This window comes from Coriobacteriaceae bacterium, from assembly GCA_025992855.1.
GTDB lineage: Bacteria > Actinomycetota > Coriobacteriia > Coriobacteriales > Coriobacteriaceae > Collinsella.
Window position 1 is genome coordinate 651,801 of record DAJPGB010000001.1, and the last position, 20,477, is coordinate 672,277.

Annotated in this window: 19 protein-coding genes and 1 tRNA gene; 17 read left to right on the forward strand and 3 right to left on the reverse strand. The window is 59.9% G+C overall.

The annotated features are described in order from the left end of the window. Positions 1 to 57: 57 nt before the first annotated feature. Entirely contained in the window at positions 58 to 579 is a 522-nt protein-coding gene (locus OIL88_02680; protein ID HJI71280.1) for a hypothetical protein, read from the reverse strand. Between the two features lie 5 nt (positions 580 to 584). After that, a complete protein-coding gene (locus OIL88_02685; GenBank protein HJI71281.1) occupies positions 585 to 1,001 on the reverse strand; it encodes a DUF3830 family protein in 417 nt (138 codons plus the stop codon). 602 nt (positions 1,002 to 1,603) lie between these two features. On the opposite strand from OIL88_02685, the gene arcC reads away from it, so the two are divergent. Further along, complete coding sequence (arcC, locus tag OIL88_02690; GenBank protein ID HJI71282.1) at positions 1,604 to 2,566, forward strand: carbamate kinase; 963 nt, start codon at positions 1,604 to 1,606, stop codon at positions 2,564 to 2,566. Between the two features lie 225 nt (positions 2,567 to 2,791). Here the strand turns inward: arcC and OIL88_02695 are convergent, their stop codons facing one another. Beyond that, positions 2,792 to 3,622 carry a C39 family peptidase gene (locus OIL88_02695; GenBank protein HJI71283.1) on the reverse strand — a complete coding sequence of 277 codons (831 nt, stop codon included), beginning with the start codon at positions 3,620 to 3,622 and terminating at the stop codon, positions 2,792 to 2,794. A gap of 564 nt (positions 3,623 to 4,186) precedes the next feature. Between OIL88_02695 and OIL88_02700 the strand changes: the two genes are divergently transcribed. The 16 genes from OIL88_02700 to OIL88_02775 all read left to right on the forward strand — a co-directional run bounded on the left by OIL88_02700 (position 4,187) and on the right by OIL88_02775 (position 20,455). Continuing rightward, on the forward strand, positions 4,187 to 5,638 hold the full coding sequence (locus tag OIL88_02700; protein ID HJI71284.1) for an APC family permease: 1,452 nt from the start codon (positions 4,187 to 4,189) through the stop codon (positions 5,636 to 5,638). A 131-nt stretch (positions 5,639 to 5,769) separates the two neighbouring features. Further along, positions 5,770 to 7,047, forward strand: coding sequence for an amidohydrolase family protein (locus OIL88_02705; GenBank protein ID HJI71285.1), 1,278 nt, complete (start codon positions 5,770 to 5,772; stop codon positions 7,045 to 7,047). A 117-nt stretch (positions 7,048 to 7,164) separates the two neighbouring features. Further along, positions 7,165 to 8,550 (forward strand): histidine kinase, encoded by a 1,386-nt coding sequence (locus OIL88_02710; GenBank protein ID HJI71286.1) that lies wholly within the window; start codon positions 7,165 to 7,167, stop codon positions 8,548 to 8,550. Positions 8,551 to 8,588: 38 nt separating this feature from the next. Continuing rightward, positions 8,589 to 9,323: a response regulator gene (locus OIL88_02715; GenBank protein ID HJI71287.1), complete on the forward strand. Its 735-nt coding sequence runs from the start codon at positions 8,589 to 8,591 to the stop codon at positions 9,321 to 9,323. Positions 9,324 to 9,414: 91 nt separating this feature from the next. Beyond that, positions 9,415 to 10,359: a zinc dependent phospholipase C family protein gene (locus OIL88_02720; protein HJI71288.1), complete on the forward strand. Its 945-nt coding sequence runs from the start codon at positions 9,415 to 9,417 to the stop codon at positions 10,357 to 10,359. A 101-nt stretch (positions 10,360 to 10,460) separates the two neighbouring features. Continuing rightward, positions 10,461 to 11,711, forward strand: coding sequence for an MFS transporter (locus OIL88_02725; GenBank protein HJI71289.1), 1,251 nt, complete (start codon positions 10,461 to 10,463; stop codon positions 11,709 to 11,711). Between the two features lie 182 nt (positions 11,712 to 11,893). After that, positions 11,894 to 13,081 (forward strand): glycosyltransferase family 2 protein, encoded by a 1,188-nt coding sequence (locus OIL88_02730; GenBank protein ID HJI71290.1) that lies wholly within the window; start codon positions 11,894 to 11,896, stop codon positions 13,079 to 13,081. Beyond that, a complete protein-coding gene (locus OIL88_02735) occupies positions 13,078 to 14,421 on the forward strand; it encodes a histidine kinase (protein ID HJI71291.1) in 1,344 nt (447 codons plus the stop codon). The genes OIL88_02730 and OIL88_02735 overlap by 4 nt, the downstream gene beginning before the upstream one ends. Before the next feature lie 72 nt (positions 14,422 to 14,493). Beyond that, a complete protein-coding gene (locus OIL88_02740) occupies positions 14,494 to 15,210 on the forward strand; it encodes a response regulator (GenBank protein ID HJI71292.1) in 717 nt (238 codons plus the stop codon). A 96-nt stretch (positions 15,211 to 15,306) separates the two neighbouring features. Further along, complete coding sequence (locus tag OIL88_02745; GenBank protein ID HJI71293.1) at positions 15,307 to 15,774, forward strand: YfcE family phosphodiesterase; 468 nt, start codon at positions 15,307 to 15,309, stop codon at positions 15,772 to 15,774. Positions 15,775 to 16,182: 408 nt separating this feature from the next. Further along, positions 16,183 to 16,260, forward strand: a tRNA-Asp gene (locus tag OIL88_02750). Between the two features lie 358 nt (positions 16,261 to 16,618). Beyond that, positions 16,619 to 17,104, forward strand: a complete 486-nt coding sequence (locus tag OIL88_02755) for an Rrf2 family transcriptional regulator (GenBank protein HJI71294.1) — start codon at positions 16,619 to 16,621, stop codon at positions 17,102 to 17,104. 21 nt (positions 17,105 to 17,125) lie between these two features. After that, the gene (locus tag OIL88_02760; protein ID HJI71295.1) at positions 17,126 to 18,031 is read left to right on the forward strand and encodes an adenine glycosylase; all 906 of its coding nucleotides are present in this window, start codon (positions 17,126 to 17,128) and stop codon (positions 18,029 to 18,031) included. 114 nt (positions 18,032 to 18,145) lie between these two features. After that, the gene (locus OIL88_02765; protein HJI71296.1) at positions 18,146 to 18,685 is read left to right on the forward strand and encodes a rubrerythrin family protein; all 540 of its coding nucleotides are present in this window, start codon (positions 18,146 to 18,148) and stop codon (positions 18,683 to 18,685) included. A 282-nt stretch (positions 18,686 to 18,967) separates the two neighbouring features. Further along, positions 18,968 to 19,600 (forward strand): hypothetical protein, encoded by a 633-nt coding sequence (locus OIL88_02770; GenBank protein HJI71297.1) that lies wholly within the window; start codon positions 18,968 to 18,970, stop codon positions 19,598 to 19,600. A gap of 432 nt (positions 19,601 to 20,032) precedes the next feature. Then, the gene (locus OIL88_02775; GenBank protein ID HJI71298.1) at positions 20,033 to 20,455 is read left to right on the forward strand and encodes a hypothetical protein; all 423 of its coding nucleotides are present in this window, start codon (positions 20,033 to 20,035) and stop codon (positions 20,453 to 20,455) included. The last annotated feature ends 22 nt before the right edge of the window (positions 20,456 to 20,477 follow it).

Genomic DNA, 20,477 nt, shown 5'->3' on the forward strand with positions numbered 1-20,477 from the left:
CCTCTGATTCTTACTTTGGATCCCGATGGTGGGATGTTGTCGGTGCTGCTTGCTTGGTTACCTTGTCTCGCCGCTCTCTGTGCGTAGGCGGTAGCCGTGGACGAGGTCGCTAATAGCCGGCCAGGGAATCTGGCGGTCGACCCAAAATTGGAGCTGGACCAGATAACGCTCGGTGGCGCGGGTGAGGGCGGCGAACTGGTCGTGGGTCGTGACCTGCGCGTAGAGGTCGCGGCTGTGGGCGAGGATGGCGGTTGTGTCGTCCATCTTGCCGGTGACGTCGAAGGCGCCCGAGAACCAGTCGCATAGGCGGGCGGCGCTGTTGTTGAGGGTGGCGAGGTCGGCGGTGCCGTCGTTGGCGTTTTCGTTGGCCTGGGCTCGCAGGAGGGAGAGGGCGTCGGCGGCGTTCATACAGTAGCCGACGGTGAAGTTCCAGACGGCGAATTCGCGGCCGGTGTCGAGCTTGCGGCGGCGCATGTAGTCGATATCGCGCGGTTCCTCGAGCATCATTTGATCGGCGAGGGCCTCAAGTGCAGCGGTGTACTCGGCAAGGTCGAGTGTGAGCAGGGTGTTGAAATCCATCATCTTTAGGCCTCCGCTTCGATCTCGACGATTTCGTTTTTGATGTACATGCCCTGGTTGTCCCAGACATTGCGGCAGGCGGCGGCAAAGCGCTCGCGGTCGGCTTCGCAGATGCGGGCGAACATGTTGCAGGTGCCAAAGGGCTCGCACACGTCAAAGAAGATGCAAATTGACGACCAGCCGCCATACCAGCTCACGGCGCCCGCCGGCTCGTGAAAGACGGGGTTCTCGATGTGCTCGTAATTGGCGATGGGGCCCGATACGGGATAGGTTACCTCGGCATCGCAGATCTTGGCCGAAAAGATACGTGACTCGACTGGACAGGATGATTCGAACAGCTTGCATGCCTCGGGAGCCTTGTCCCAGAGCATGTCGGCGAGAAACGTCTCGCCATTCAGCGTAATCTTGAGCATTTTTGTCATAGTAAGGACCTCCTCAATCCGTCGCTCAAGGGGTTCGCTGGCGGATAAGGAGAAGACAGCAGCGGGGTCGCCGAACCCAAACTTCACGACAGGTCTCTGTCGCCCCAGCCCGCGCTGTTCTTCGCTAAAGTACCATGCCGCAATTGCGCGTGCAATAACAGTTTTTGATTTTCTGGAAGCGGCAATCGACGAGACGGCTCGCCGGCTGCCGGCCGACGCGCGGCATAGGCACTCGTCTATTCCTTATGCTGGATGAAAAACGCCATGTTATTGCAGGGCTGCATACTCGTCCAATAAGTGCATAGAATCTCGTATAGTGCGAGTAAGATATTACGCTTCCTGTTTTGTGTTTAGCAAAGATACAGTTTGCATAATCTGGTCTAATCCCTGCTCTATTAAAATAAAGTCGCACGTAAATGGCGTAAACATATCTGAGCTGGGGTTCTGTACGCTGAGCGGATAAAAACGACCGTTCACCGTTCAACTATTTTCAAAATGAATAAAATGAGCGATAAAGAGAATATAAACCTTAATAAACTCGCGTATCGCACGGGCGCGGGTTATTAATGGGTTGTAGGCCTTTTACAGAAAGGATTCCAGCAATGTCTAAGCCTCTTGGCAAGCCCGATCGTATCGTCGTCGCCCTTGGCGGCAACGCCCTCGGCAACAACCCCGTTGAGCAGATCGAGGCCGTGAGCAACACCGCCCACGCTCTCCTCGGCCTGATCGAGCAGGGCAACGAGATCATCATCACCCACGGCAACGGCCCGCAGGTCGGCATGATCCAGAACGCCTTCGCCGCCGCCCACGACGCCATCGGCACCCCCGAGATGCCGCTGCCCGAGTGCGGCGCCATGTCCCAGGGCTACATCGGTTATCACCTGCAGCAGGGCATCGGCCGCGAGATGCACAAGCGCTACAAGCGCTGGCACGCCGCCACCGTCGTCACCCAGATCGAGTGCGACCCGGACGACCCCGCGTTCAAGAACCCGACCAAGCCGATCGGCCCCTTCTACACCGAGGAGCAGGCCAAGGAGTTCATGGCCGAGGATCCCTCCAAGGTCTTCGTCGAGGATTCCGGCCGCGGCTGGCGTCGCGTCGTCGCTTCCCCCGATCCCAAGAAGATCGTCGAGGCCGACTCCATCCTCAACCTGCTCGACAACGAGTTCATCGTCATCGCCTGCGGTGGCGGCGGCATCCCCGTCGTCCGCGACTACGAGAACAAGGGCTGCTACAAGGGCGTTCCCGCCGTCATCGACAAGGACCTGGGCGGCGAGCTGCTGGCCGAGGACTGCGACGCCGACGTCCTGTTCCTGCTGACCGCCGTTGAGCACGTCGCCATCAACTTTGGCAAGCCCAACCAGGAGGAGCTCGAGGACATCACCGCCGACGAGGCCGAGCGCCTGGCCGACGAGGGCCAGTTCGGCAAGGGTTCCATGGAGCCCAAGGTCCGCGCCGCCATCAAGTTCGCCCGCTCCCGCAAGGGCCGCACCTGCATCATCGGCGCCCTGGACAAGGCCGCCGAGACCATGGCCGGCCTCTCCGGTACCCGCATCCACGAGTAGCCTCTACTCCATTGCCTCTCTCGTGGGCGCCAGGCAAGGCGCCCACAAACTAGCCTCTCTTCATGAGCCCCGCAGTCCGCTCCGACTGCGGGGCTTTTGCTTCAACCCGGCACTTGGGGACGTTCCTTTCCTGTCGGCAGCTTGGGACAGTTCTTTTCGACAGCGCGAGCGGTCGTCTACAAAGGCTGCCCCTAACGACCACTCATTTAAGTCTGTCCCCAATGACTAGTAGTAGGCCCACATGGCTTCGACTTCGTTAAGGACCTCTACGACGCCCCAGCGGCGGACGCTGCGGCTGGCCGAGTTGGGGTCGTAGACGCCAATCTGGTCGGCGTCGTCAATACCGTAAAGCACAATGTAGTGGCCCACGTTGGTAAAGGTGCCCGGCCGAACGGCGGCGATGACGGGCGCTCCCGAACGCAGCGCCTGAGTCATCGAGTCGCGATCGTTATGGAGTTCCGTTCCGTTAAGTCCCAACTGCCACGCGCCGCTCGTCATAAACGACCATTCGGTTGCGCCGGTGGGGGCGTAATTGCCCGCCTCGGAAAGCGCGCACATATCGACGGGGGTCATATTGGTGCGTCCCGTCTTAAAGATGTAGACCATGGTGAGGCACGTAGGCCCGCAGGCATTTTGGCGGATGGTGCCGCCGGCGTAAGGCAGCTCCGACCACGCAGGGTCGATCTGATAGATATGGGGCATCGTGCCGGCTTGCCATTGCGAGCGTGGGGTCGAAAAGGCGAAAGAATAACCGGGTGCGACGGGGGCCTTGAGCAGCTTGTCCTCGGCGGTGGGCTCGAGACCGGCCGACCCGTGGGACATACAGGAGCTCATAAGCACAAAGACCAGACAGGTAAGGATAGAGCACAGTGCGAGGCGAAGTCGACGAGCCGGCAGGGCGGTGGCATTCGCGTGCGATGTCGAGCGGTAGGGCTTGCCGTCGCGTCCGCCTTGGGGATGCGAAAAGAAGCGGTTGATATGGATGTTGGGCTGACGTGCGCCGTTGCGGCGCAGTTGCGGAACCTCGGCCTGACGCTGTCGAGTGCGCGCGCCCAAGCGGCTATCTTGCTGCGCGCTTGTGCCCGTGCTCAGACGGCCACTCTGCCGTGTTCTGCTTGACTGCTGCCGAGACGAAGCTCTGGGTTGCTCTTGGAGGCGTTGCGGATTGCTGCTCGTGGCACTTCTGGGTGTAGGCGCGGTACGGCCAGCAAGGCGAACGCTTTGTCGCCGTTGATCACCGTCGTTGTATCCGTATGCCATTCGTACCGCCTTGTCTCATGTATAACCTGTCTATCCTACAAAAAAGATGTGCAACAAATGGGCCTGCGCGTCAAAAGCTCGGTAAACGGTATGAAAGGCGCAAAACGCACGGCCTCAAAAACATCTCTATATGCGTTCGATGAGCGTGCGCCCGTCGGTCAGGCGGCAACAATGAGCGGCAAACCGTGCCGTTCGTCCTAAAAACGGCGCCACTCGTTTTGCAGTTCTGCCTTCGGTCGAGCTACAAGCGGAGCTGCTGCGCCAAGGCCGTATCTTAAAGCCACGAAATAAAAGAGCGCGGCAAAACAGACCGCGCAAGGGGTGACGTCAAGGGGCGTCAAAAAGGAAAGGAGGGGAACAATGGCGGACAAGAACGCAGAAGTTGCAGTCGAGGATAACGGCGGCATGAAGAAAACGCTTTCGCTCTGGAACTTCTTCACCATCGGTTTCGGTGCCATCATCGGTACCGGTTGGGTTCTGCAGGTCGGCGACTGGATGGTCGTAGGCGGCGGCCCCGTTCCCGCTATGATCGCATTCCTCTTGGGTGCAATCTTCCTCGTGCCCGTCGGAGCTGTTTTCGGTGAGCTCACGGCTGCCATCCCCATCTCGGGCGGCATCGTCGAGTACGTCGACCGTAGCTTTGGCCGTACGCTGAGCTACATCACCGGATGGCTCCTTGCCCTGGGCAACGGCATTCTGTGCCCGTGGGAGGCCATCGCCATCTCGACCCTCGTGTCCGAGATGTTCGGTAGCCTGCCCGGTCTTGAGTGGCTGCGCGCCGTCAAGCTCTACACCATCCTGGGGGCCGACGTCTACCTGTTCCCGACGCTGATCGCGCTCGGCTTTGCAGTCTACGTCATCTTCCTCAACTTCCGCGGCGCCAGCTCGGCCGCCAAGCTCCAGGCCTTCCTGACCAAGGCCCTGCTCTGCGGCATGCTGCTCGCCATGGGCGTCTCGCTGTTCACCGGCTCGCCGGACAACGCCATGCCCGTGTTCTCCCAGGTCACCGGCGCTGGCGGCGGCAAGGCCGCTACCGAGAGCACCAGCCTGTTTGCCGGCATCGTGTCGGTCCTGGTTCTGACCCCGTTCTTCTACGCCGGTTTCGACACCATTCCTCAGCAGGCTGAGGAAGCAGCCGAGGGCCTCAACTGGAACAAGTTCGGCAAGATCATCTCCCTGGCCCTGCTGGCCGCCGGCGGCTTCTACATGGTCTGCATCTACTCGTTCGGCACCATTCTCGACTGGCATGAGTTTGTTAAGAGCCCGGTTCCCGCGCTTGCCTGCCTCAAGGGCATCAACATGCTTCTGTACCTGGCCATGCTCGTCATCGCCACGCTTGGACCCATGGGCCCGATGAACTCCTTCTACGGCGCCACGAGCCGCATCATGCTCGCCATGGGCCGCAAGGGCCAACTGCCCGAGAAGTTCGCCGAGGTCGACCCCAAGTCCGGCGCTCCCAAGCTCGCCTGTGTCGTTCTGGGCGTCATCACCGTCATCGGTCCGTTCCTGGGCAAGAACATGCTCATCCCTCTGACCAACGTGTCGGCTCTCGCCTTCATCTTCTCCTGCGGTATGGTCGCCCTCGCCTGCCTGCGCATGCGCTTTACCGAGCCCGACCTGCCTCGTCCCTACGAGGTGCCCGGCGGCAAGTTTGGCATCGGCCTCGCTATCGCTGCCTGCGCCATCATCATCGGCCTGCTCGTGATTCCGTTCTCTCCCGCCTCCCTCAACATGGTGGAGTGGAGCATCGTGATCGGCTGGTTGGCTATTGGCCTGGCTCTCATGGCTTTCACTAATTCCCGCAAAAAGTAACGCCTAGCCGGGGCGGATCGGGTGCGCGGGCCCCTCTCTTCCGCGCACCGAACCCGGCGCCACTTGGGTAGCTTTGTGAGGCCTTAACCCAACACGGCCTCGCCCACTATATGGATCCATAAGGAGGAACCATGTCCACTAAGTATGCAATCGTTGGCGGCAAGCTCATCGACGGTACCGGTGCCGAGCCGGTCGAGAACTCCCTCGTTCTCGTCGACGACAACGGCAAGATCGAGTACGCCGGCGCTATGCAGGACCTTCCCGAGGGCGTTGAGGTCATCGACGCCGCCGGCAAGACCGTCCTTCCCGGCCTGATCGACACCCACCTGCACTTCTCGGGCAACCTGACCGACGATGACACCGATTGGGTCATGCAGCCGCTCCTCGAGAAGCAGGCCGTCGCCGTCAAGCAGGCCTACGACTGCCTCACCCACGGCCTCACCACCGTCTGCGAGATCGGCCGCTTTGGTATCCAGATCCGTGACTGCATCGACAAGGGCGTCTTTAAGGGCCCGCGCGTTCTGGCCACCGGCCTCGGCTTCTGCCGCGTTGCCGGCCACGGTGACTCCCACCACTGCACCCAGGAGCTCAACAAGGAATCCCATCCCTGGGGCGACCAGGTCGACGGTCCTTGGGATCTGCGCAAGGCCGTCCGTCGTCGCCTGCGCGAGAACCCCGATGCCATCAAGATCTGGGCTACCGGTGGCGGCATCTGGCGCTGGGACTCCGGTCGCGACCAGCACTACTGCTCCGAGGAGATCCAGGCTGTGGTCGAAGAGGCAAAGATGGTCGGCATCCCCGTGTGGAGCCACTGCTACAACAACCACGCCGCTGCCTACGATTCCGTTCGCTTTGGCTGCGAGCAGCTGATTCACGGCTTCGATATCGATGAGCGCACCATGGACCTCATGGCCGAGCAGGGCACCTTCTTCACCCCGACGATCGCCTTCCTGCCCACCTGGTACGCCACCTATCCGCCCGTCTACGTCCCCGAGCTGCACGACAAGTACGAGGGCACCCTGGTCGAGAAGGAGCTGCAGCGCAACTACGACTGCCTGCGCGAGGCCAAGAAGCGCGGCGTCGTCATGACGATCGGCTCCGACTCCTTCTCCTTCGTCACCCCGTACGGCACCTGCTCCATCGAGGAGATGTACGAGTTCGTCGACAAGATCGGCTTCACCCCGGTCGAGACCATCACCTGCGCCACCCTCAACGGTGCCAAGATGTGCCACATCGAGGACGAGACCGGTTCTATCGAGGCCGGAAAGTGCGCCGACCTGCTGGTCGTCAACGGTGACGTCGCCGCCGACATCCACGTGCTCAACACCGACAACATGGACGTCATCATGAAGGACGGCTGGATCGTCGAGGCCGGCACCTTCGGCGAGGCAAACAAGTACAGCGCCTAAGCTACCGTTCATCGATGGCTGGATGTAAAACACAGTATTTGATTGCATAATGCAATGGAGAGGGTCGCTTGCGGCCCTCTTTATTGCTATGGGTGCGATAGATAAAAGGGGATGACGGTGGATTTAAACAGGCTGATTCTGGGCAAGAGCTACAACTCTACCAAGGTCTTTCGTACGGCCCAGCATGTGGTCCAGGCCATCCTGCTCGGTGTTGTCGTTCCGGCGCTTATCCTGCTGCTTATCTGGGATTTAACCGATAATCCCAATCCCGTTCCGGGCGTTGTCGTTATTGCCGGCCTGGTCATGCTGTGCTTCTTCTTCTCGTATGTCTTTGTGGTCCCCGACGACCTCACATCGAGCGCAACCGACCGTACGCTCGCCATCGCATCAAAAATATTCGCCTACACGTCGCGCGGCCTTACGCCCGAAGCGGCCCTGGGCGCCTCTAAAATCATCCTGTCCGAGACCATCGCCTCTGCCATCTGCTTTACCGATGGCAAACAGGTGTTGGCAAGCTGGGGCGAGGACTCGGCAAAGTGCCCTGCCGGCACCCCGGTCGTGCTCAAGACCACGCTCAGTGTGATTGAGACGGGCGAGCAGAGCGTGTTTTCTCGTGACACCTCCAATGAGACGGGCGGTTATTTTCCCCGCCTGCGCGCCGGTATTGTCGCACCGCTTACCGTGCGCGGGCATTGCGTGGGTACGCTCGAGCTGTACTATCCCCGCCTGAGCAGCATTGATATGCGCCAGACGGCCCTTGCCTCGGGTTTTGCCGACCTCATTTCCACGCAGCTCGCCAGCTTTGAGCTCGAGCGCCAGGACGAGCTCACAGCCCGCGTTGAGCTTCGCGCCCTGCAGTCGCAGGTCGACCCGCATTTTCTATTCAATACCATTAGCACGATCGTGTCGCTCGTTCGAACCGAGCCCGACAAGGCGCGATCGCTGCTGATCGACTTTTCCAACTACTATCGTCAGACGCTTTCTGACTCCGATACGCTCACCACGCTCGAGCACGAGGTGGAACAGGGCACTCGTTATATCAATCTTATGCAGGCCCGGTATGGCGACGGCCGTCTGCGCGTCTCGGTCGACATCGACTTTGAGGTGCGCGACAGCCTGGTGCCGCCGTTTATCTTGCAGCCGCTGCTCGAAAACTGCATCAAGCATGCGCAGCGCGAGATCGAGCCGCTTTCTATTCATGTTAGGGCTTTCGAGACCGATGACGGCTTGGAGATCATCGTCGAAGACGACGGCATCGGAATGAGCGAAGAAGTCTGCGCGCATCTGTTTGAGCAGCATCGCCGAGAGGAGCCCGAGAGCATTACCGCCGACGGCTCCGTCAAGCGAGGTTGCGGCCTGGCGCTCTTCAACGTGCTTCAGCGCATCCATTTCTTTTACGGAGAAGATTCTGGCATGCGCGTGAAGTCCCAGGAGGGCGTGGGAACGCAGGTCATCGTTGAGTTGAACGGCGAGCCGCATGAGCCGGCGCCGCTAACGGTGTAGCACGCAGTTGGATTGAGAGAAAAAGAGGGGAAGCGCATATGTCCGAAGGCTGGAACATCTTGGTGGTTGATGACGAGCCACCTATTAGGGCTGAGCTACGCTATCTGTTGGAAAAGGATGCGCGTGTGGGCCAGATTGCCGAGGCGGGCAATGTCACCGAGGCCGCGGAGTCGATCCTGTCGAACAAGCCCGACGTGCTGTTTTTGGATATCACGATGCCCGGCCGCTCGGGAATTGAGCTTGCCGAAACGCTGCAGAACCTAAAAACGCCGCCGGTTGTGGTGTTTGTGACGGCATTTGCCGAGTATGCGGCCGATGCCTATAACCTCGATGCTGTCGATTATGTCGTCAAACCGGTCGAGGATGCCCGTCTGTCAAAGGCGCTCGACAAGATCGAGGCTGCCCTGGGCGCTCGCCGTGTCGTCCATGCTCCGCGCCAGCCTTTGCGCCTGACGGTGGATCGCGGGGGCAAAAAGGTGTTCATTCCCGTGGCGGATGTCTGCTACTTTGAGGCGCGCGCCGATTTTTGCAACGCTGTCTGCGCCGAGGGGACATACCTGATCAATGAGTCGATTTCCTCGCTCGAGCGCCGCTTGGCCTCCGAGGGCTTTATCCGCGTCCACCGCAGCTATCTGGTTAATTTGGAAGACGTGCATAATGTCGAGATTGGCTCCACGGGCCTGATGGAGCTCAGGCTCGACCGTGTGAGCTCGACGGTGCCCGTTTCGCGTCGTCGCGCTGCCGAGGTCAAATCGCACTTGGGGCTTGCGTAAGGGTCGGTGCGCCATCGTTTGCCGTTGCAGGTTTGGCATGACTGTGCGGTGGGCATAATGGATTGCATCGAATGAAGTCGAAAGGATTATTATGCCCGCGCTCATTACGCATCATCTGTTTGGCGAGGAAAGCATCGACCGTCTTCCGCAGGGCGTTATCACGTCCGATGAGGAGCGCATCGCCTTTATCCTGGGAAACCAAGGTCCCGACCCGTTTTTCTTCCACATGCTCACGCCGCGCATCTCCGACTGCATGTCGCTTGCTCAGGTCATGCACCGCTCGCGCATGTCGCGCCAGTTCTCGTGCCTGCGCGACGGCGTGTCACACCTGCAGCCGCGCGATGCCAATCTGGGTCGCGCCTTTGCGCTGGGCCTGCTGTCGCACTATGTGCTCGACCGCAATGCCCACCCCTTTGTCTACGAGCAGCAGTTTGGCATTGTCGAGTCCGATCCCGAGCTCGAGGCTTCGGGCAGTCAAGTTCATGCCGTGCTCGAAAGCGACTTGGACGTGCTGATGCTGCAGCTCAAGCGCGATGGGGCAACGGTCGAGGATTATCCGCCGGCGGGCGAGATCGTCACCACCGACCGCATCAATCGCGTTGCCGGCGTGCTGATGAGCTACGTCGCCGGACGCGTGTACGGTATCGACATCCCGGCGGGGGAGTACGCCGGCGCCGTCTCGGACATGCAGCTGCTCTACCGCACTATCGAGCCGGCCGGTTCGGCCAAGACGCGCGCGATTGCCCTGCTCGAGGGCTTGGTGCACGATTATTCGCTGCTCGACGGCCTTGCGCACCGCGTGACGACCGAGCTGCCCGAGCGTACCGGCAACCTGGGCCACTTGGCATGGAAGAACCCCTTTACCGATGAAGTCTCGACCGAGAGCTTCCCCGAGGTCTTTGACCGCGCGCTGCTCGATTACGAGCTCACCGTCGCCCGCTTTATCGAGACCGGCGATATGGAAGCCGTGACCAACCACGTCAATTACAGCGGTCGTGTGCTCGGCACCGACGAAGAGTTCGACCGCGAGGAGTAGGGCTCGTGCGTGCCCCTTTGCCGAATCCTTACCGGCACCTCTGGACAATTGGGGTACGATGAGCTAACTGCATATCGGGCGAATACGAAGGGGCCCTGTCCATGAAATACACCAAGCTCGAGCGTAACTGGGTTATGTACGATGTGGGCAACTCGGCCCTCGTGTTGCTCAATACCTCGGTGGTGCCCATCTACTTTAACGCCATCAATACCGGTGCTTCCTCGGCAGACCTGGTGGTCGCCTGGGGCAACGCGCAGACGATCGCCTCGCTGGTCATTGCCATGCTCATGCCCATTCTGGGCGCGCTTGCCGATTACGCCGGCAACAAGATCAAGTTCTTCTTGGGCTTCTTCCTCACGGGTCTGGTTCTTTGCCTGGCGCAGGCTATCCCAATGTCCGCCATGGCGTTTTTGACCGTGTACGTGCTGTGCACCATCGGCCTTAACTCTTCTATGACGTTCTACGACGCTATGCTGCCCGACATTACCACCGACGAGCGCATGGACGCCGTGTCCAGCTCGGGCTATGCCTGGGGCTACATCGGTTCCACCGTGCCGTTCATCGTCTGCCTGGCGCTTATCATGGGTGGCCCCGCTCTTGGCGTCCCCACCATGCTGGCAACGCGTCTGTCGTTTGTCATCACCGGTGCCTGGTGGCTCATCTTCACCCTGCCGCTCATTCGCACCTATAAGCAAAAGTACGGTCGCGAGCGCGGTCCCGAGGACACCATCGGCCACATCGTGGGCGGCGTGTTCTCCGAGGTCGGACACACCATGCGCGAGATCGCCCACAACAAGACCGTGCTGGTCTACATGATCGCGTTCTTCTTCTACATCGACGGTGTGCACACGGTCATTTCCATGGCAACCAGCTACGGATCGGCTCTGGGCATCGACTCGACCCAACTGGTGCTGGCTCTGCTCGTTACGCAGTTTGTGGCCTTCCCGTCCGCCATCATCTACGGCAAGCTCGCCGGTCGCGTGGGTACGCTCAACATGATCATGGTGGCCGTCGCCGCCTACATGGGCATTGTGCTCTTTGCCGCGTTTTTCTTAAAGACCGCCTTTGAGTTTTGGGTGCTCGCCATTTTGGTCGGCTTGTTCCAGGGTGGCGTGCAGGCGCTCAGCCGCAGCTATTTTGGCCGCATCATCCCCAAGGAAAAGTCCAACGAGTACTACGGCTTCTTCGATATCTTTGGCCGTTATGCAAGCGTTATGGGCACCTTCCTGGTGTCGGTTGTCACCTCGCTGACCGGCAACCCGTCGCTGGGCGTCCTTTCTATTGGCGTTCTGCTGGTTGTTGGCTTTGTGCTGCTGGTCCGTCTGTCCCGCATGGCTCAGGCGGCGGCGTAGGGCAATCGGGCTCAGTGCAGCAATTGTGCCTATCTGCAGTACTCTTTTGGAAGTAGCCGCATAAATCATTCTGACTTCCGAGCAATGTTTGGCCCAAGTGGGTATGATGGAATCAGCTAGGTCGCGGGGCGTCGCCTGTGTTTGGCGGCGCCCCGTTTTTGTGTTGCAAGGAGGGTAAAGGTATGAACGCCACGGTTGTGATCCCAACATATTGGGCGGGCGATGATACCCAAGCAAACGCTCCCGGCACCTACGATCACTCGACGTCGCTCAATGCCGCCAACCCGGAACTCGATCGCTGCCTGACTTCGCTCGAACAGGTGCGCGACATTCCGCGCATCATTCTCTTGGTGGTCTGTCCGGTTTCTGCCACGGCCGACGTATCCCATCGCGTGCACGAAATCGTTAATGCTCATCCCACGCTTAAGGTCACCATCGTTACCAATACTCAGGCTTCGCGTGTTGCCGACCGCGTGGCGCAGATCGCGCCCAAGGGTTCGGGCGAGTGCGTGAGCCTGCGCGGCTACGGTGCTATCCGCAACATGGGTCTTGCCTGTGCGGCGGTGCTGGGGCACGACGCGGTTGTCTTTTTGGATGATGACGAGACCGTCATCGATGCCGACTTTATGAAGCGCGCGACCTATGCGCTGGGTCAGCAGACGCGTCAGGGCCTGCCGATTCTGGTCAAGAGCGGCTACTTTTACGATCGCGACGGGTCGCCGCTGGCTCCCACGGACAAGGTGGGCATTTGCCATCGCTGGTGGACCAAGCGTATCGAGTTTAATCGCTGGATGAAAAAGGCGCTTTCGGGTACCCGTATTTCGCGCTCCAACTACGTGTGCGGCGGCCTGATGGCCCTGCACGCCCGCGCCTTTACCCGCGTGGCCTTCGACCCGTTTATCACCCGCGGCGAGGACCTGGACTACCTGTTTAACATGCGCATGTTTGGCTACGACGTGTGGTTCGATAACGAGTGGACCGTGCGCCACCTGCCGCCAGAGTCCGAGAAGCGCTCGCCGCGCTTTATGCAGGACGTGTACCGCTGGTACTACGAGCGGGCCAAGCTGACGTTCGCCGCGCACCAAAAGGAGCTCATTCCCGTTACGGCGGCATCGCTCATGCCCTATCCGGGTCCGTGGATCTCGCGCGAGCTCGACGATCGCGTGCGCAAGACCGCCATGGTCCGCAGCATGTTTACCCGCGAGCACGAGGGGTATCTGCGCATCTGGCGCCATGGCATTGACGAGGCCAAGACCTATGCCCGTCAAAATGCCGCAAGCTACCTGCGTTTTCAGAGTTTCTGGCCCAAGATCATGGACGAACTTTGGCGCGACGCACAACTGATTAGCATCCTGGAGGGGGCTGAATGATCGACCGCCGCGCCCAGCGCGATAATTCAATTTCAATCTTTCGTATCATCGCCGTTGTCTGCGCCGTTTGCGTGTTGGCGTACTTTATCTTTGCCCTGGCGACCGGCATCGAGCCGATCGCTACGGTGGTCGCCTGTGCGCTGCTGTGTATCTTCCTGTGCATCTTTATCTTCTTGACGCTCAACCCCGATTCGGTGCGCTCCCAGTACACCGAGGAGACGCTCTCGGTTGCCTCGGCCATGCTCGAGGACATTAAGGGCGGCCTGACGCAGGAGTCGGCGCGCCTGGTATGCCAGCGTATTCTGCCCGAGACGCGTGCCATGACCGTTGCCATCACCGACGAGAGCAACGTGCTGGCCTGCGCGGGCGAGTTCGAGGAAAAGCTGCTGCCCGATTCGCCCATCCACACGCTTGCCACGCGCTACGTCATTGAGCACGGCATCGTGCAGTCGTTCAACCGCGTGGTGGACGTCGTCGGCTCGGACGGCTCGCATAACCAGGTTCCTGCCGGCATCATCGCCCCCATCAAGGTGGGCGACCGCACCGTCGGCACGCTCAAGTTCTACTACAAGACCCCGCGCGCCGTCGACCGCACCCAGTATGCGCTTGCCTCGGGCTTTGCCGAGATCCTGTCCACGCAACTCGCCATCCACGAGCTCGAGGTGCAAAAGGAGCTCACGGCCCGCGCCGAGGTCCGCGCCCTGCAGGCGCAGATCAATCCTCATTTTCTGTTCAATACGCTCAACACCATCGCGTCGTTTACGCGCACCGATCCGCTGCGTGCCCGCGAGCTGCTGCGCGAGTTCTCGTCGTTCTATCGCGCCACGCTCGACAACTCGGGGTCGCTCATCCCAGTCTCGCGCGAGGTGGCCCAGACCAAGCGCTACCTGACGTTTGAGAAGGCGCGCTTTGGCGAGGACCGCGTACTGGCGACCTTCGATGTCTCGGAGGATGTCGAGGATACGCTGGTCCCGGCCTTTGTAATCCAGCCGATCGTCGAGAACGCCGTGCGGCACGGCATGGGCGATGACGACGCCCTGAGGATCGACGTGACCGTTCACCAAGACGGCGAGGATGCAATCTTGATTGCCGTGGCCGATAATGGCGTGGGCATGGATGAAGGTACCGCCGCCAGACTGTTTGACGAGCGCTCTGCCCGTCCCGACGCCAGCTCTCCCCAGGGTGGCGGCGCCGGTGTGGCCATGCACAATATTTCGGAGCGCATCCATCGCTTTTTTGGGCCGCACTCCTATACGCGTGTCGAATCGGCGCCGGGCAAGGGCACCAAAGTGCTTCTTCATCTTGATTTGTCAGAGAGCATCTTTGACATTCAAGAGTAAAATAAAAGGCTACGGGCTCAACGTCATGCGACGGATGCCCGGCGTAGTTAGTTGACGAAAGGTTTTATCCCTATGCTGCGTGCGATGATTGTGGATGATGAGGCGCCGGCTCGCTCGGAGCTTCGCTTCTTGCTCGAGCAAACGGGCAAGATCGGCACGATCACGGAGGCGTCGAGCGTTCGCTCCGCCATCGAGATGCTTATGGAAAGTCGCGTGGATGTCGTGTTTCTCGATATCTCGATGCCCGGTGCCTCGGGCCTGCAACTTGCCGAGGCGCTGCATAAGCTCAAAAATCCGCCGGCGATCGTATTTGTGACTGCGTATAGCGACCATGCGGTCGAGGCATTCGACGTGGATGCCGTCGATTATCTGATGAAGCCTGTCGAGGAAGCTCGCTTGGACCGCGCGATCGAGAAGGTCATGCAGCGCGCCAAGCCGGTCACGGACAGCAAGGTGACCATCGAGCGCATTCCGGTGGAAAAGGGCGGCCGCAAGGTGCTCATTCCCGTGGACGACATTCGCTTTATCATGGCCAAGGACGATTACTCCTGCATCTATACCGTCGATGATCGCTTTTTGTCGACAACCTCGCTGGCGCAGTTTGAGGCCAAGCTCTGCGACTTTGGCTTCTTCCGTGTTCACCGCCGCTATATCGTCAACCTGGCGTGCGTCACGGACGTTGAGACGGTGCCCTCGGGTGCCATCCAGCTGGGCATTACGGGCGTCGACGAACGCGTGCCGGTTTCGCGCCGCCGTGTCGTGCCGCTCAAGAAGGCTCTGAGTCTCTAGCACACTGGCCCCGCAGCCCTGTAGACCCATCGTCTGCGGAGCCGTGGGGCCTTTTTTGTATGTATCTGCCGAATCGTTTTTTGCGGAAGGGATCCCATGAACAGCGCAAGCGCCAAGCGCATCGACATCATCTCGGACACCCACGGCTATTTATCGCCTGCGCTCTTGGATGAGCTTGAGGGCGCAGACCTGATCATCCACGCCGGCGACCTTACGTCAGAGATGGACTACGAGCACCTATGCACCATCGCCCCCGTGCGGGCCGTATTGGGCAACAACGATTACTACCGCGACTACGGCCCCGACGTAGACCGTCTTGCGCTCTTTACCTACGAAGGCCTCAAATTCGCCGTAGCCCACTACCGCGAAGACCTTCCGGTGGGATCCGTAGACGTAGCCATCAACGGTCACACCCACGTAACCAAAGAAGCCCAAGTGGGCCGCTGCTTAGTCCTCAACCCGGGCAGCGCCAGCTACCCCAGAGGCACCCGAGGCCCCACCATGGCCAGAATGCTAGTAAAAGACGGCAAGATCATAAGCACCAAATTTATTGATCTAGAGTAACCACAACAAAAACGGGGGATGCAAATGCGTCCCCCGTTTCCATTTGAGCCAAAGGCAGAGCTTCAACAAAAACAATCAGACCAACCCCGCCGAGGAGCACGCGGGCTAGCCGCGCAGCGGCGCACGCCCGCAAAACTGGTTGAATAATGTGACGGCAGGGAGGGCTTCCGGGGCTGAGGGCGGGGGTTAAGTTTGTCGCGAGTTCCGCACGCAAAGGAAAGCACTTAATGTGCTTTCCGTCTTGCGCAGGACTGTAGAGCAGCAAACTTAACCCCCGCCCTCAGCCCCGGAAGCCCTCCCGGATGGCCCCAAAAAATTTTTCAAAAAAGTTGTTGCGCGCCGGACAGACTTCTGTGTATACTAATCCCCGCAGCGCACGCGAGCGGAAACAAACGCGAACGCCTGCCTGGGGAGTTAGCTCAGTTTGGTTAGAGCGCCGGCCTGTCACGTCGGAGGTCGCGGGTTCGAGCCCCGTACTTCCCGCCAACGCAATTAAAGCCACGTCTTCGGACGTGGCTTTTTGCGTATGATGTACTTTGTTTCGATAGAACGATCGCCCTGGTGCATCTTCGCCCAGAATCCCCGCGCCTTCGGGAACGCAAGTAAAATCTAATAAGCATATCTGTCTAAACAACAGCTTTGTTGCGCAACACCTGTTCAACGAGACAGGGGGTTAGGTTATACTAAATTGCACTGTAGGCCGCATCTGATGCATTTCGCTCCAAGCGCGGCACTCAGTGGATATCCGATTTACCATTTGGATGTCCTGCGGTCATTTAGCGCCTCGACACAAGCTCGGCCCCGGAGCTCGTTCGAGCTGTTCGTATTCCTTGAAAGGGGAAAAATGGACATATCGAGGAAGACTGATTACGCCCTTCGTATGTTGGCGATGCTTGCCGAGGATCCGGAGCGTTTGCTTTCTGTTCGCACCGCTGCCGAAGAGGTCAATGTCCCGTATTCGTTTGCCCGCTCGATTCAGCACGGTTTGGTCCAGGCCGGTATTGTGGAGAGCCTGCGTGGCGTCCACGGTGGCATGCGTCTCAAGGTCAGTCCGGACGACGTCACTATCCGCCAGGTCGTCGAGGCCGTTCAGGGTCCCATGGTCATGAACGACTGTACCGCCCCCGATGGCGACTGTGCGCGCATGGGCACGTGCTGCTATCATCCCCTGTGGGCCGGAGCCCAGGCGTTGATGCGCGACTACCTCGATTCCGTTTCGCTCGGCGACATCGTCGCTCACCGCCAGTTCCCGGCCGTCGATCCCAAGTTCGCCGACCGCGACGCGTTTCCCGAGTACGCCACCTGCGCGTGCGCTTGCCAGGAGGAATAGCGCCGCATAAGGAGCATAGCCATGATTCAGGACCCCTTTCGTTCGATGATTCGTTCGGAAGGGGTCCTGCGTTATCGCGACCTTCCGTGGCGCCGCACGCGCGATCCGTACATCATTTGGCTTTCCGAGGTCATGCTGCAGCAAACACAGGTGCCGCGCGTGGAGACGCGCATGCCGGCGTGGCTCGATCGCTTTCCGACCGTGCAGGCGCTTGCCCAGGCCGCGCCTTCCGATGTTTTGGACGCTTGGCAGGGGATGGGCTACAACCGACGTGCTCTGGCGCTCCACAAGGCCGCTCAACGGGTCGTAGAGGATTGGGCCGGGGAGTTTCCGCACGAGACGCGTGACTTGGTCGCTCTGCCTGGTATTGGCCCGGCAACGGCGCAGGGTATCCGGTCGTTTGCGTTTGACCTTCCGGGCGTGTATCTGGAGACCAACGTGCGCACGGTCTTTCTGCATCACTTCTTTCCCGATGTACCGGCTGTTCCCGATCGCGAGCTGGTGCCGCTGATTCAGGCGGCCTGTCCGGCGGCCCCCGGTGCGGCGACCGACGAGATCGCTCCCTTTGCCGTGCCGCTCGATGATGCCGATACGCCGCGCGCGTGGTATTACGCGTTGCTGGATTACGGCGCATATCTAAAAAAGACGTTGCCCAATCCGTCCAGGCGCTCGGCGGGCTATAGCCGTCAATCAAAGTTTGAGGGCTCGCGTCGCCAAAAGCGCGCGCATATCGTGCGTATGTTGCTGGCAGCGCGCGATGGCCAGCCGGCGGGGATTACGCTTGCTGATGCCGTGGTGGGCGTTAACGAGATGGAAGCGGCGGCTGGGCGTGGACCGGTCGAGCGCGAGCTTGTCGCGGGCATTCTGGCCGACCTGGAGCGCGAGGGCTTTTGCCGAGCCGAGGGCGATCGCTGGTTGAGTGTGTAGCCCGCTCAAATCTGAAGAACGGGATTGTAAGGTTTAAATTCGCGGCTTGAGGGCATCCTAAAGACAAGGTCGCTCAAAGCCTATGGGCGGCACGTGTTGAAGGGAAGTACACCTATGGATTTTGAGAATTCCCAAACCAAGAAGAACCTCGAGGCCGCTTTTGCCGGTGAGTCCCAGGCACACACCAAGTATCGCTACTACGCATCTAAGGCCAAGAAGGATGGCTACGTTCAGATTTCGAATATCTTTGCCGAGACGGCGGGCAACGAGTCCGAGCACGCCAAGCTGTGGTTTAAGTATCTGCACGACGGCGCCGTTCCGGGCACTCTGGACAACCTGCGCGACGCCGCCGCGGGCGAGAACTACGAGTGGACCACGATGTACGACGAGTTTGCCAAGACCGCCGAGGAGGAGGGCTTTGCCGAGATCGCCGAGAAGTTCCGTGGTGTCGCCGCCGTCGAGAAGGCCCACGAGGAGCGCTACAACAAACTCGTCGAGCGCATCGAGTCGGGCGAGGTGTTTGAGCGTGAGGGCGTGAAGGTATGGAAGTGCCTGAACTGCGGGCACCTGCACGTTGGTGCCGAGGCGCCTGAGGTGTGCCCGGTGTGTAACCACCCGAAGGCGTACTTTGAGGAGCAGGTGGTGAACTACTAGCGCTTGGCGCTGGCTGCTGCGGAGCGCAGGGCGGGAGGCCGGATCGCCTTCCCTCCTCGCTCACGGCTCCGCAGGGTCGCGTTGAGGGAAGACGATCCGGCCTCCCGCCCTGCGCTCCGGCGTTGGGTCGTCGCGTGCTCGTTACAGAAAAGCTGATAAGAAGTTTGTGTGCCGCCCCTTATGGGCGGCACGTTTTTGTGGGGGCCGGTTGGGGCGGTGACGTTGCTTAGAGGGTACACTGGGTAGCGTTGGCTATTCGTTTCCTCTTGTGAGGTGTTGGTTATGGGCAAGAAGTCTCGAGCTCGGGTTGCTGCGGCGGGAACTCGCAAGGATCCTGGTCATCGGGTTGCCGAGGGTAAAAAGGCCGATCGTGCCGAGAAGGACAAGAAAGTCGGCGCGCATGCTCATCCTGAGTGGGCGCCTCATTTGAATTCGGCTAGTGAGGATTTGACTGCCAAGTTGTTTACTCTGGTCGAGGTAATTTTGGGCGTGGTGCCCCTTGTGGTTATCGGTTTATTCTTGGCTTCGAAGGACGCCACGAGTGTCGATAAACTCACCGAGGTCTTTTCGCAGGACCCCTCGATGGTGGTCTCGTTTATTTCTGCGTGCTTGCAGCCGTTTGTGGCGTACATGCTGTATATGGTCTACCGCAAATACTGCGAGGGTGATGCGGGCTTTGCCGCCGGTGACCTGATCGGTCTTTTGTGCTCCGAGATCCTACTGCTCAATATCCCGGGCGTCATCGGTATGGGCATCTTGCTGTGGCGTGTTTGGCGCAACGTCGCCCCGCACTTTGAGAGCTGGTTGTTTGAACGCCGTGCAATGGGCGTGCTGGCAGACATCGCGGGCTCGCTCGTGATTCTAGCCTTGGCGTTTATGTGCGCCACCGCCGCCCGAGGTCTCGCAGGCATGTAGTCTGTCCTCACCGACCACGGAGCGCAGGGCGGGGAAACCTTTCCCTCTCGCTCACGGCTTCGCAGGGTCGCGCGAGGCAAAGGTTTCCCCGCCCTGCGCTCCGACGTTGAGTCGTCGCGTGCTCGTTACAGAAAAGCTGATAATAAGTTTGTGTGCCGCCCTTTGGGGCGGCACTTTTTGTGTGGGGTCCCTGTTTCCACAATTTTCGTCAAGCTTTTGGTTAGATTTTGGTCAGTTGGCGTAAGGGTGGAAGGCCAAAAGATTGCTGACGAAAAAAGCTCAGAGAAAGTGCTGGTAGGGGAGTTGTTGAGCTTTTCGACAGCTTTTGAGCAAAAGAAACTTTGTGGCTATTGCCGGCGATTGCGTTGTCGCGGTCATGGCGGTGCGGGATGCTGGTCGTAAGCGTCGAATGCTCCGATTTTGGAGGCCAGCATGGATCTGTTTCTTGAGACTCCGCAGCAACAAGCTGAGCGCATGCTGCGTCAGCAGCAACGACTCATGGAGATGCAAATGCAGGGGGCGGCAGCCCAGCCCCCTGCGCAAAATGCCACGCCTGTGGTTTCGCCTGCGGGCGAATCGGCACCAGAGGCCTATTCCGTACAGCAAGATTCATATGCGCAGGAGCTCGCGTTCGACAAGCGTCGTGCGCGTCGTCGCCGCGTGGGCCAGCGCCTGCGCACATTGGCGATGATCGTGCTCATCCCGCTGGGGCTTGCGGTCATCTTTCTGGCGTCGTATGCCCTCACGTGCATCCTCAACGGCGCATCGCCCAACGAGGTGCTCCAACATCTAGCGGCCCTGGGCCAGCGCCTAGGCGACGTCATAACAACCATCCGCACCGGCTGGGAGAGCTAGCGTTTGTAACATTAGGACTTCT